General features: G+C 66.5%; 13 protein-coding genes. 8 read left to right on the top strand and 5 right to left on the bottom strand.

The genetic code is table 11. The annotated features are described in order from the left end of the window. The first annotated feature begins 24 nt into the window (after positions 1–24). The 6 genes from ACWPWO_RS03615 (at position 25) to ACWPWO_RS03590 (ending at position 6,618) form a co-directional block, all read left to right on the top strand. Positions 25–531 (top strand): formate dehydrogenase subunit gamma, encoded by a 507-nt coding sequence (locus ACWPWO_RS03615; protein WP_454004478.1) that lies wholly within the window; start codon positions 25–27, stop codon positions 529–531. Beyond that, a complete protein-coding gene (locus tag ACWPWO_RS03610) occupies positions 528–2,099 on the top strand; it encodes a formate dehydrogenase beta subunit (RefSeq protein ID WP_454004476.1) in 1,572 nt (523 codons plus the stop codon). Before ACWPWO_RS03615 ends, ACWPWO_RS03610 begins: the two co-directional genes overlap by 4 nt. A 13-nt stretch (positions 2,100–2,112) precedes the next feature. After that, a complete protein-coding gene (gene fdhF, locus ACWPWO_RS03605) occupies positions 2,113–5,013 on the top strand; it encodes a formate dehydrogenase subunit alpha (RefSeq protein WP_454004474.1) in 2,901 nt (966 codons plus the stop codon). Between the two features lie 8 nt (positions 5,014–5,021). Further along, positions 5,022–5,885, top strand: a complete 864-nt coding sequence (fdhD, locus tag ACWPWO_RS03600; protein ID WP_454004473.1) for a formate dehydrogenase accessory sulfurtransferase FdhD — start codon at positions 5,022–5,024, stop codon at positions 5,883–5,885. Beyond that, positions 5,882–6,130, top strand: a complete 249-nt coding sequence (locus ACWPWO_RS03595) for a formate dehydrogenase subunit delta (protein ID WP_454004472.1) — start codon at positions 5,882–5,884, stop codon at positions 6,128–6,130. Before fdhD ends, ACWPWO_RS03595 begins: the two co-directional genes overlap by 4 nt. A gap of 65 nt (positions 6,131–6,195) precedes the next feature. Further along, positions 6,196–6,618: a hypothetical protein gene (locus tag ACWPWO_RS03590; RefSeq protein ID WP_454004470.1), complete on the top strand. Its 423-nt coding sequence runs from the start codon at positions 6,196–6,198 to the stop codon at positions 6,616–6,618. Positions 6,619–6,684: 66 nt separating this feature from the next. On the opposite strand, the gene ACWPWO_RS03585 is transcribed toward ACWPWO_RS03590, so the two are convergent. Both ACWPWO_RS03585 and ACWPWO_RS03580 read right to left on the bottom strand, forming a co-directional pair. Continuing rightward, the gene (locus ACWPWO_RS03585; protein ID WP_454004468.1) at positions 6,685–7,146 is read right to left on the bottom strand and encodes a universal stress protein; all 462 of its coding nucleotides are present in this window, start codon (positions 7,144–7,146) and stop codon (positions 6,685–6,687) included. 89 nt (positions 7,147–7,235) lie between these two features. Further along, positions 7,236–7,577, bottom strand: coding sequence for a TIGR01244 family sulfur transferase (locus ACWPWO_RS03580; RefSeq protein WP_394064150.1), 342 nt, complete (start codon positions 7,575–7,577; stop codon positions 7,236–7,238). 50 nt (positions 7,578–7,627) lie between these two features. Here ACWPWO_RS03580 and ACWPWO_RS03575 point away from each other — a divergent pair, with 50 nt between their 5' ends. Beyond that, positions 7,628–8,224 (top strand): N-acetyltransferase family protein, encoded by a 597-nt coding sequence (locus ACWPWO_RS03575; RefSeq protein ID WP_454004465.1) that lies wholly within the window; start codon positions 7,628–7,630, stop codon positions 8,222–8,224. A gap of 8 nt (positions 8,225–8,232) precedes the next feature. On the opposite strand, the gene ACWPWO_RS03570 is transcribed toward ACWPWO_RS03575, so the two are convergent. Next, the gene (locus tag ACWPWO_RS03570; RefSeq protein WP_454004463.1) at positions 8,233–8,991 is read right to left on the bottom strand and encodes a ChbG/HpnK family deacetylase; all 759 of its coding nucleotides are present in this window, start codon (positions 8,989–8,991) and stop codon (positions 8,233–8,235) included. Between ACWPWO_RS03570 and ACWPWO_RS03565 the strand changes: the two genes are divergently transcribed. Next, a complete protein-coding gene (locus ACWPWO_RS03565) occupies positions 8,990–9,433 on the top strand; it encodes a GtrA family protein (protein WP_454004461.1) in 444 nt (147 codons plus the stop codon). The two genes, ACWPWO_RS03570 and ACWPWO_RS03565, sit on opposite strands and share 2 nt — an antisense overlap. Here ACWPWO_RS03565 and ACWPWO_RS03560 read toward each other — a convergent pair. Beyond that, a complete protein-coding gene (locus ACWPWO_RS03560; protein ID WP_454004460.1) occupies positions 9,372–11,042 on the bottom strand; it encodes an ArnT family glycosyltransferase in 1,671 nt (556 codons plus the stop codon). The two genes, ACWPWO_RS03565 and ACWPWO_RS03560, sit on opposite strands and share 62 nt — an antisense overlap. Positions 11,043–11,135: 93 nt before the next feature. Next, entirely contained in the window at positions 11,136–12,113 is a 978-nt protein-coding gene (locus tag ACWPWO_RS03555) for a glycosyltransferase family 2 protein (protein WP_454004458.1), read from the bottom strand. Between the last annotated feature and the right edge of the window lie 276 nt (positions 12,114–12,389).

Raw genomic sequence — 12,389 nt, 5'->3', positions numbered from 1 at the left:
GACTCTGGCGCCGCGCATACGGACATGCAATTACCCCCACACACGCGGGAGTTCGAGCCATCCGGCCAGGCTCCCCTGGACGTCGTCATGCAGGCCTTGCAGCAGCACGCCGGCCAACGCGGCAATCTGCTCCCCATTCTGCACACCATCCAGGACGCGCTCGGCTACCTGCCCGAATCCATCGTGCCCGTGCTGGCCGAGCATCTGGCGCTGTCGCGCGCTGAAATCCATGGCGTCATCTCTTTCTACGCCCACTTTCGCGAACAGCCGCACGCCTGCCGCACCCTGGAGATCTGCCGAGCCGAGGCCTGTCAGTCGCGCGGCGGCCTGGAGCTGGCCGCGCATGCCCGCCGCCGCCTGAACTGCGATTTCCACGAAAACAGCGCCGCCGGCCAGGTCACCCTGGAGCCGGTGTACTGCCTGGGCCTGTGCGCCCAGTCGCCCGCCATCATGCTCGACGGCGTCCCGCATGCTCGCGTCACCCCCGAGAAACTCGACGCCCTGCTCACTGCCGAAGGGGTAGCGCCATGACCGCCATCACTGTCTACATTCCCCGCGACACGGCCGCCGTGGCCATGGGCGCCAACCAGCTGGCCGCACTGCTGGACGAAGAAGCCAAGCGCCGCGGACAGGACGTGCGCATCGTGCGCAACGGCTCGCGCGGCCTGCTCTGGCTGGAGCCCATGGTGGAAGTGCAAACGCCGCAGGGACGCGTGGCCTACGGCCCCGTCCAGTGCGAAGACCTGCCCGGCCTGCTGGATGCCGGATTGCTGCAGGGCGGCGAGCACGCCCTGCGCCTGGGCCTGACCGACGAAATCCCCTACCTGAAGAATCAGGAGCGCCTGACCTTCGCGCGCGTAGGCGTCATCGACCCGGTCAGCGTGGCGGACTATGAGTCCTTCGGCGGCTTCGAGGGCCTGCGCAAGGCGCTGGCCATGGAGCCGGCCGCCATCGTCCAGGAAGTGACCGATTCGGGCCTGCGCGGCCGGGGCGGCGCCGCCTTCCCCACCGGCATCAAGTGGAAGACCGTGCTGGGCACGCCCGCCGAGCAGAAATACATCGTCTGCAACGCCGACGAGGGCGACTCGGGCACTTTCTCCGACCGCATGCTGATGGAAGGCGATCCGCTGTGCCTGATCGAAGGCATGGCCATCGCCGGCGTGGCGGTGGGCGCCACCTGCGGCTACATCTACGTGCGTTCCGAATATCCGCTGGCCGTGCAGGTCCTGAACGAGGCCATCGTCGCGGCGCGCGCCGCGGGCTGGCTGGGACAGGACATCCAGGGCAGCGGCCGCGCCTTCGACCTGGAAGTGCGCAAGGCGGCCGGCGCCTACATCTGCGGCGAAGAAACCGCCCTGCTCGACAGCCTGGAAGGCAAGCGCGGCGTGGTGCGCGTCAAGCCGCCGCTGCCGGCCATCAAGGGCCTGTTCGGCCAGCCCACCGTCATCAACAATGTGGTGTCGCTGGCCTCCGTGCCCGTCATCCTCGCCAAGGGCGCGGCCTACTACCAGAACTACGGCATGGGGCGCTCGCGCGGCACCCTGGCCTTCCAGTTGACGGGCAACCTGAAACAGGGCGGCCTGGTGGAAAAAGCCTTCGGCGTGACCCTGCGCGAGCTGCTGTACGACTACGGCGGCGGCAGCGCCAGCGGCCGGCCGCTGCGCGCCGTGCAGGTGGGCGGCCCGCTGGGCGCCTACCTGCCCGAGCACCAGTGGGACGTGCCCCTGGACTACGAGGCCTACATGAAGATCAACGCCATGGTCGGCCACGGCGGGCTGGTGGCCTTCGACGACACGGTGGACATGGCCCACATGGCCCAGTACGCCATGGAATTCTGCGCCATCGAGTCCTGCGGCAAGTGCACGCCCTGTCGCATCGGCTCCACACGCGGCGTGGAGACCATCCAGAAGATCCGCCGCCGCGAAGACCTGGACAACCACGTCGAGCTGCTGCGCGACCTGTGCGACACCATGTTCTCGGGGTCGCTGTGCGCCCTGGGCGGCATGACCCCTTACCCCGTCCTGTCCGCCCTGGAGCATTTTCCCCAGGATTTCGGGCTGGCCCCGCAAACCGACGAGAGCCGCCTGGCCAAGGCGTGAGACGGAGAACACCATGAAAGAAACCATCGCCGTGCGCGAGCGCGACCTCGGCACCCCCGCCTCCCTGCAGACCGAGATGGTCAGCCTGACCATCGACGGCAAGCTGATCGAAGTGCCCGCCGGAACCTCGGTCATGCGGGCCGCCGCCATGGCCGGCATCAACATCCCCAAGCTGTGCGCCACCGACACGCTGGAAGCCTTCGGCTCCTGCCGCCTGTGCCTGGTGGACATCGAAGGCCGCCGCGGCCATCCCGCCTCCTGCACCACGCCCGTCGAAGAAGGCATGGTCGTGCACACCGAAAACGACACCCTGCACAAGCTGCGCCGCAACGTGATGGAGCTGTACATCTCCGATCACCCGCTGGACTGCCTGACCTGCCCGGCCAACGGCAACTGCGAACTGCAGGACATGGCCGGCGTGGTGGGCCTGCGCAGCGTGCGCTACGGCTTTGACGGCGCCAACCACCTGGACGACGCCACCGACGCCTCAAACCCCTATTTCGCCTACGACGCCAGCAAGTGCATCGTCTGCAACCGCTGCGTGCGCGCCTGCGAGGAAGTCCAGGGCACCTTCGCGCTGACCATAGACAAGCGCGGCTTCCAGGCCCGCGTGGCCGCCGGCCAGAACGAGGACTTCCTGGCCAGCGACTGCGTCTCCTGCGGCGCCTGCGTGCAATCCTGTCCCACCTCCTCACTGATGGAGAAATCCGTCATCGAGCTGGGCCAGCCCGAGCACGCCGTCATCACCACCTGCGCCTACTGCGGCGTGGGCTGCGGCTTCAAGGCCGAGATGAAAGGCGACAAGGTCATCCGCATGACGCCCTGGAAAGATGGCAAGGCCAATCGCGGCCACGCCTGCGTCAAGGGCCGCTTCGCCTGGGGCTACGCCACCCACCAGGACCGCATCCTCAGCCCCATGATCCGCAAGAGCATCACGGATCCCTGGCAGGAAGTCTCCTGGGAAGAAGCCATCAACTACGCGGCCTCCGAGTTCCGCCGCATCCAGGACCAGTACGGCCGCGACGCCGTGGGCGGCATCACCTCCTCGCGCTGCACCAATGAAGAAACCTACCTGGTGCAGAAGCTGGTGCGCGCCGCCTTCGGCACCAACAATGTGGACACCTGCGCGCGCGTCTGCCACTCCCCCACCGGCTATGGCCTGAAGATGACGCTGGGCGAATCGGCCGGCACGCAGACCTTCGATTCGGTCATGCATACCGACGTGGCCATCGTGATCGGCGCCAACCCCAGCGCGGCCCACCCGGTCTTCGCCTCGCGCCTGAAGCGCCGCCTGCGTCAGGGCGCGCGCCTGATCGTGATCGATCCGCGCCAGACCGAGCTGGTCAGCTCGCCCCACATCCAGGCGGACTACCACCTGCCCCTGCGCCCCGGCACCAACACGGCCATGCTGACCGCCATGGCGCACGTCATCGCCACGGAAAACCTGATCGACGAAGCCTATGTCGCCGAACGCTGCGACACCGCCGCCTTCGCCGAATGGCGCGGCTTTGTCGGCAAGCCCGAGAACTCCCCCGAAGCCATGGCCGAGATCTGCGGCGTGCCCGCGCAGGACATCCGCGGAGCGGCCCGCCTGTACGCCACCGGCGGCAACGGCTCCATCTACTACGGCCTGGGCGTGACCGAGCACAGCCAGGGCTCCACCACGGTCATGGCCATCGCCAACCTGGCCATGGCCACCGGCAACGTGGGCCGCGAAGGCGTGGGCGTCAATCCGCTGCGCGGCCAGAACAACGTGCAGGGCTCCTGCGACATGGGCTCCTTCCCGCACGAGTTCCCCGGCTACCGGCACGTCTCCGACGATGCCGTGCGCCACCAGTTCGAGCAGGCCTGGGGCGTGCCCCTGCAGTCCGAGCCCGGCCTGCGCATCCCCAATATGTTCGACGCGGCCCTGAGCGGCAGCTTCAAGGGCCTGTATTGCCAGGGCGAAGACATCGTCCAGTCCGACCCCAACACCCAGCACGTGGCCGCCGCCATGGCTTCCATGGAATGCGTGGTGGTCCAGGACCTGTTCCTGAACGAGACCGCCAAGTACGCCCACGTCTTCCTGCCCGGCTCCTCCTTCCTGGAAAAGGACGGCACTTTCACCAATGCCGAGCGCCGCATCTCGCGCGTGCGCCAGGTCATGAAGCCCAAGGCCGGCATGGCGGATTGGGAAGTCACCTGCGCACTGTCCCGCGCGCTGGGCTACCCCATGAACTACGAGCACCCCGGCCAGATCATGGACGAAATCGCGCGCCTGACCCCGACCTTCACGGGCGTGTCCTACGCCCGCATCGACGAGCTGGGCGGCAGCGTGCAATGGCCATGCAACGAGCAGGCGCCCGAGGGCACCCCCACCATGCACATAGATCAGTTCGTGCGCGGCAAGGGTCGCTTCATGCTGACGCAGTATGTGCCCACCGAGGAGCGCAGCAGCCGCAAGTTCCCGCTGCTGCTGACCACGGGCCGCATCCTGTCCCAATACAACGTGGGCGCCCAGACGCGCCGAACCGAGAACGTGGCCTGGCATTCCGAGGACCTGCTGGAGATCCACCCGGCCGATGCCGAGGACCGCGGCATACGCAGCGGCGACAAGGTGTCCGTCAAGAGCCGGGCGGGCGAGACCGTGCTGCGCGCCACCGTGACGGAGCGGGTGCAGCCGGGGGTGGTCTATACTACCTTCCACTTTCCCGAGTCGGGCGCCAACGTGGTCACGACGGACAATTCGGACTGGGCCACCAACTGCCCGGAATACAAGGTCACCGCCGTGCAGATCCAGCGCGTGACCGCCGAATCCGATTGGCAGAACCGCTGGAACCGCTTCAATGACATCCAGCAGCGCCTGCTGCAAGGCGAAGCGGTGCCGCCCGACGCCCTTCCCCTGGGCGGCCACGAGCACGCCCATCACGACTAGGAGCCCGCGTGAGCAAGGCGGATTTTCATGATGCCAGCGCGCCCGCCACTGTCTGGCGGCAGGCGCGCGCCACACCAGGCCAGGCCGGCGGACCGCCGCTGGCCGACAGCGACAGCCTGGCCTGCGAGCAGGCCGTGGCCCTGGAGTACAACGGCATCAGCCACGCCGCCTTGCTGTGCAGCCCCACGGACCTGGAAGACCTGGCCTACGGTTTTTCCATGACCGAAGGCATCATCCGCGGCGCCGAGGACATACGCAGCGTGGACGTGCTGGAGGACGAGCGCGGCAGCCTGCTGCAGATCGACATCGCCAGCGCCTGCCTGCACCAGCTCAAGGCGCGCCGCCGCCAACTGGCCGGACGCACAGGCTGCGGGCTGTGCGGACTGGAAAGCCTGGACGAAGTGCGCCGCAGCCTGCCCGCCCTGCCCGAACCGGAACGCAGGCCGCAGGCCGACGCCATCTTCCGCGCGCTGGACGCGCTGCGCGACAGCCAGCCCCTGCACCGCCTGACCGGCGCCACCCACGCGGCGGCGTGGTGCACGCTGCAGGGCGACATCCTGGCCGTGCGCGAGGACGTGGGGCGCCACAACGCCCTGGACAAGCTGCTGGGCCACTTGCTGCGCCAGGGGCTGGATCCCCGCCAGGGCATGGTGCTGATCTCCAGCCGCGCCAGCTTCGAGATGGTGCAGAAAGCCGCCGCCATGGGCATCGCCTTCGTGGTGGCCGTATCGGCCCCCACCCGCTACGCCGTGCAGATCGCCGACGAGCTGGGCGTGATGCTGGCCGCCTTTGCCCGCGACCGCGCCTTCACGCTGTACAGCCACCCCCAATACCTGAATTCTTCCGAGCCCGCCTCGACCACGACATCATGAATATTGCCCCCCTGATTCCCATGGCCAATCGCATCGGCCTGTTCTTCGAAGCGCTGAGCGATCGCCAGCAGGGCCTGAACGAAATCGCCGAGCACATCCGCAAGTTCTGGGATCCGCGCATGCGCCGCGCCCTGCTGGAATTCATCGAACAGCACCCGGACGGCAAGGGCCAGGCCGGAGAGCTGGCCCCCATCGTTCTGGAGGCCGTGGTGCAGCACCGCCAACGGCTGGAGCCGCGGGCCTGAGGTCTCCGCCGGCCACCGCTTGATCCACTCCGGCCCCGGCCCCCGCACCTGCAAGGTCGCCCGTCATGCCCAGCCGCGACTTCCCCTTTTCCACTCCCGTCCGCCAACGCACCACCCGCCCGAACTCCCTGCTATGGGTATTCGATCCCCTGGAGCAGGATGGCGACTACCTGCGGCGCAAGATGTTCGGCTGCGATGCCGCCTACGTGAACGGCCGCCTGTGCCTGGCCGTCGCCGACCGGGACGAACCCTGGGACGGCCTGCTGGTGTGCACCGCGCGCGAACACCATGCCGCGCTGATCCAGGAGGCGCCGGGCCTGCTCCCCCATCCCATCCTGGGCAAATGGCTGTACATTCCGGAGAGCGACGAAGCCTTCGAAGCCGTCGCCGCCCACATGGTGGAGCTGGTGCGCGCACGCGATGCCCGCATCGGCGTGGAACCGGGCTCCCGGTCCCGCAGGCGTCGTTACGAGACTCCAGGCGACTAAGCCCGCGATCAGCGGCCATGAAAAAGCCCGCCTTGGCGGGTTTTTTCATGGCTGTTCCGCAAGCGGTCAGTCGCTTTCCTTGACGCGATACACCAGCACGGTGTTCTTGGCGATGTTCAGCACCTTGATGGTGACGCTGCCCAGCAGCCGGCTCGACAGGCCGCTGCGGCCGTGGCTGCCGATGAAGATCAGATCGCAGCCTTCCTGCTCGGCGGCCTGCACGATGCCGTCGGCCACATTGAAGTTGGACACCGACTTGCCGGTGGCCTTCACGCCGGCGGTCTCGGCGCGGTCCAGGATCTGCTGCAGGTACTTCTTGGACTGCTCCTTGGCGGTCTTGTCGTAGTCTTCGTCGGTGATGGCATAGGCGGCGGCCATGCCGTCAAAGCCGACCGTGGCGGCAAAAGGCTGGGTCACGTGCAGGGCCACGATTTCGGCGCCGATCTGCCGGGCGAAGGTCACGCCCTTGTTGGCGGCCTGGGACGACAGGACGGAACCGTCGGTTGGAATGAGAATCTTCTTGAACATGGCGATAACCCCCTTTGAATGGATACAGACAGCTTACCGTCGCGCTCACGCGCAAGACAAGCCTGGAACAGACCTGGACTTGAGCCAGATCAGGTTTCGGTTGCGGCGCGAAACAGGGTGGCGCAGCGGTTGCCGGTGCGGCAATAGGCCAGGATGGGCTTGGGCAATTCCTGCAGCAGTTCGGCAAAACGGTCCACGTCGGCCGCGGTGATGGCGCTGCCCACCACGGGCTGGTACTCCACCTGCAGGCCGGCGGCCTGGGCGGCCTGCATGACATCCGCGGACAAGGGCTGGCCGGGGCCGCCCTCCAGGTCGGGACGGTTGATGATCACGCTCTTGAAACCGGCGTCGGCCACGGCCTGCATATCGTCGCCCGATAATTGAGGAGCCACGGCAAACTGCTCGGTCAGCGATTGATAGGGAAGCGACATAGGAACTCCTGAAATCGGGATAAACTAGGTGCATTCAAAGGAAAAATAGTATGTCCACCCCCGGTACTGCGCAAGTCCCCTTTTCTTCTACGCCTCATCAGGATGCCGCGCCCGCCGACCTGCTGATACGCTCCGCCACGCTGGCGGACATGGACGCCGTCCAGGCCATCTACGCCTACCACGTGCTGCACAGCACGGCCACCTTCGAGGAAACGCCTCCGGACGTGGCCGAAATGCAGGCCCGGTTCACGCACATCACCGGCCAGGGCCTGCCCTGGCTGGTGGCCGTGCTGGACGGCCAGATCGTGGGCTATGCCTACGCGGGCCTGTACCGGCCGCGCGTCGCCTATCGCTTCACCCTGGAAGACTCCATCTACCTGGCCCAGGGACAGGTGGGCAAGGGCCTGGGCAAAGCCCTGCTGGCCCGCCTGCTCGAAGAATGCGAGAAAGGTCCGTGGCGCCAGATGATCGCCGTGATCGCGGGCCACGACAACCGCGGCTCCATCGGCCTGCACCGCTCCCTGGGCTTCACCCATGCGGGCACGCAGGTCGCCACGGGCTACAAGTTCCGGCAGTGGATAGATGTGGTCTTCATGCAGCGCGCCCTGGGCGAAGGCAGCCAGACCCACCCGCGCGCCGACAATTGACCGCTCGTTCAGGCGATACGCAGGCTGTACTGGTCCAGCCACCGGGCCATGTCCGGCCCTGACAGGACCTGGTATTCGGCCAGGCGCTGCGCACCCAGCGGATCGCCGGCAAGCGCCTCCAGGGCGGGATGGCACATCAGGCTGTCGCCATGCCGCATGGCCGCCAGCCAGGCCTGCATCAAGCGGGCGTAGCGCGCCTGCCCGCCCTTGAAGTCATAGACGCCGGTAAAACCGGCATTGAGGGTCACGCCCTTGGCCGCGGCCAGGCTCGCCAGGGCATCGGCCCCCAGCGAGGCGATCACGCGCGCCTTGAATCGTTCGCCAACGCTGAAGGCGCTCCCCAGGCGCTGCGCGCCGGTGTAGCGCAGCCAGGGCATGCGACCGCCATAGCGGCGTTCCATCTCCTCCAGCAAGGCCTCGCGGATCATGGGCAACTGATGCACGTGCTGATGCCCATCGATATAGTCGGGCCCCTGGCCCAGCGCCTGCTCGAACTGATCGCACTGGCGCGCGATGCTCGCCTTGACCCTGGCGCTGTCCAGCCTGCGCAGCAGGCTGGACAGGATCACCTGCTTGAGCGGCATGGCATACACGCCCGGCCTGGAGCCGAACTCGGTAAAATTCAGGTGCAGGCCTTTTTGCAGATGGGTCTGGCGCAGGGCCGGCGCGCTCTGCCTGAAGCTGGCGCCCTCCACCAGGCAGGATGTGCCGGACAGCCGCCGCGCCTGCGCCAGTTCCAGCACGGCTGCATCCACGGCCGGCGCCATGCCGAAATCATCCGCGCAAATACTGATCTGCCTGTCCTTCGCCACTGTTCGCTCCACCTTCGCCATGTCCCGTCAAATCATTCTGTTCATCCTGGTCGGCACGCTGGCCGCCATCACGCACTGGGGCATTGTAGTCGCAGTGGTGCAAACCCTGGGCGCGCCGGCTCTGCTGGCCAACCTGTTCGGCTGGCTGGTGGCTTTCCTCGTGTCGTTCAGCGGCCACTACTGGCTGACGTTCCGCCAGCAGCAGGCCCGCCTGCTTCCCGCCCTGGGCCGCTTCTTTATGGTGTCGGCCGCCGGCTTCGCCGTCAACGAAGCCAGCTATGCCGCGCTGCTGAAATACAGCGGCCTGCGCTACGACATCCTGCTGGGCCTGATCCTCATTGCGCTGGCTGTGCTGACCTTCCTGGCAGGCCGTCTTTGGGCGTTTCGCCGCACATGAAGGCATGATCGTCCTCGTCGAAGCGCCACAAGGCGATGCGGTGATCTTCATATAAACGCTGGGCATGGGTCAGCACGAGGCTGTGACGTACCGCGTCAGGCGCGCCGATCAGCCAGAAGACCTGCTTGCCGTCCCGGCACAAGCGTTCACGCAACGCATTCCGGTCGATCAACGTCGACGCGCCGCGCTGCGGCTCGAAGCGAGCCGCTTCCACCAGTTCCTTGCGCCAGCTGTCCGTGCGGGCGATGTCCGGATCGGACCAGTCGCCCATGACGCTGACGGCTTTCAACCCCGGCACATAGAAACCCAGATCGTAGCGGTAGTCGTTCACGAAGACGACCTGGTCGCCCGGCTTGTATTCCGCCGCCAGCACATGGCCCAGGGCGCGGCTGTTGACTTGCGGCCGCATTACCATCGCCGCGACCGCACCCAGGCACAAAGCCACGCCCAGCGCCAGGCTCCAGACCGCACGCCGGTCTGTGCCGGCCTCCCCGTCCCGGCTGCGGCGGCGCACCAGCGCATCGGCCAGGAAGAAACTCCACGGCCCTATGGCGGGCAGGACATAGCCCACCAGCTTGGAGGTCGGGATGGAGAAGAACACCACTACTGTCAGGAAGGCCGACAGCATCAGGCCGCGCACCGGGCCCAGGCCGTCGTCCGGCTTGCGGGCGCCGCTCCGGCGCTGGAACAGAAACGGCGTCCAGGTCAACGTGGCGACGGGCATCAAGGCGAAATAAAACCAGAAAGGCTGGGGATTGTTGAAGCCCGTCTCCAGGAAGCGCTGGAAATGCTGATAGACGATGTAGTAATCGAAGAATCCGGGGTAGCGCGCCTGCATGGCCCACATCCAGGGCGTGGCCACCAGCGCGAGCACGCCCAGTCCGGTCAGGGAAAACAGGCGCAGCAGGATCCCGGGCTTGCGGCGGCCCAGCAGCCAGAACACCAGGATGCCGCCCGGAATCAGGATGCCGATCAGGCCTTTGGCCAGAAAGGCCAGGCCGGCCGTGGCGTACAGCCCCATCAGCGCCAGGCGGTAGGGACGGCCCTGCTCCATCTGCAAGGCCGTATGCGCGCCCAGCAGGACGCAACAGGTGATCCAGGCCGCCACGGTCATGTCCAGATTGGCATAATGCGACGCGCCGAACAGCAGCGGACTGCTGACCAGGATCAGGGCGGTCCAGGCTGCATGCTGGCGGCTGGCGTGCCGTCGGCAGAACGCATGCATGGCTCCGATCAGCAGCGCAGCCATGAGCGCCGGCACCAGGCGGGCCGCCACGAAGTTGACGCCGGCCACCTTCAGGCTCAGGGCGGTCAGCCAGTAATGCAGGGGCGGCTTATGGAAAAATGGCAATCCGTCCAGGCGCGGCACCAGGTAATCGCCCGACTGCAGCATGGACAAGGCCACTCCTACATAGCGGCCCTCGTCCGGAATCAGCAGGGGGTACGCCCCCAGCGTCAATGTGAACCACAGCAGGGACAGCAGCGTGACGGAGACGCTGGACATGGCGCCCAGGCGCTGCACGGCCGGCGCCAGCCAGCGGACGACGCCGCGCGCACGCCCCGCTGGAGCCGTTGCTGTGGAAACAGAAAGCGGATTATCGATACTCATCGTTCAGGGTCTGGCTAATAATGTTGGGCAGCCACGGATGCGGCCGCCGAAGGAGGAATTCAGAATATCGATGTGGTGCCGGACGGCCCCCGCTCAGGGCGCATCGTCGGCCCGGGACTGCCCCAGCCCCTCGCCCTGGCGGCGGCGCACCAGATACAAGGGCCTGTTCTTGACCTCGGCGAAAATACGGGCCACATACTCGCCCACGATGCCCAGCGACAGCATGTTCACCCCGGCGAAAAACAGCACCACGGTGATCAGGGTCGCCCAGCCTCGAACCGCGTCGCCATACAGCAGGTGCTTGAAGATGATGAACAGGCCGTAGCCAAAGGACAGCATGGCCAGCACCGCGCCCATCAGGGACAGCAGACGCAGGGGCCAGGTGGTGAAGGCGGTCAGGCCGTCCACCGCGAAGCGCAGCAGCTTGCCGGGACGAAAGCGGCTGACGCCGTGCAGGCGTTCTGCGGGCGAGTAATAAATGGGCTCAGACGGAAAGCCGACCCATGCGAACAGCCCCTTCATGAAGCGGCTGCGCTCGGGCAGGGCCAGCAAGGCATCGACCACGCAGCGATCCAGCAGGCGAAAGTCGCCCGCGTCACGCGGCACGCGCAGCCCGCTGGAGGTACGCATGAGCTTGTAGAACAGGCTGGTGCCGGCCCGCTTCATCCAGGTTTCGTCGTCGCGGGTTTCCCGCACGGCATAGACCATTTCCACCCCGCAGGCCCAGCGCTCCAGCATGTCCCCGATCAAGGCGGGCGGATGCTGCAGGTCTGCGTCCATGCAGACCACGACCTGGCCGCGGCTGGCCTGCAGGCCGGCGGTCAGCGCCGCTTCCTTGCCGAAGTTGCGCGACAGCTGGATGTAGACCAGTTGAGGATAGGTCTGGCGCAAGTGCTCCACCACAAAAGGCGTTGCATCGGTGCTGCCGTCATCAACGAAAATGATCTCGAAATCCTGTACCAGCTCGCGCAGTTGCGCGACCAGCACCGGCATCAGCGCCGGCAGGTTCTCTGCTTCATTCAACCCAGGAATGACGCAGGAAAGCGTCCGGGCCTGTCTTGTTGTAGTCATTCGTCCTCAAGCGGCAGTGCTGTAACAAAATTAGCGTTCAGCCAACAAAAAGTAATCGTATCCCGCCAGAACTGCCAGCGCAATTTCGGCTTGCCGGCGTTGCGCTTTCTGTCGGAAGAACGCCGCATAGCGCAGGTTCCGCCGTTCATCGACACACGGCGCCAGGCGGATCGCCCGACACCACAGCTTTACTCTGAAAACGGGGCCAGTGTACGGAAGCGAGCGTTGAATTCGCGTTGAATCGAGATATTTTCTTGCGCGCCCTGGCCTCTATTT

The organism is Alcaligenes sp. Marseille-Q7550, from assembly GCF_965112015.1.
The sequence above is the reverse complement of the archived record's forward strand: the minus strand, read 5'-3'. Positions and strand labels throughout refer to the sequence as shown.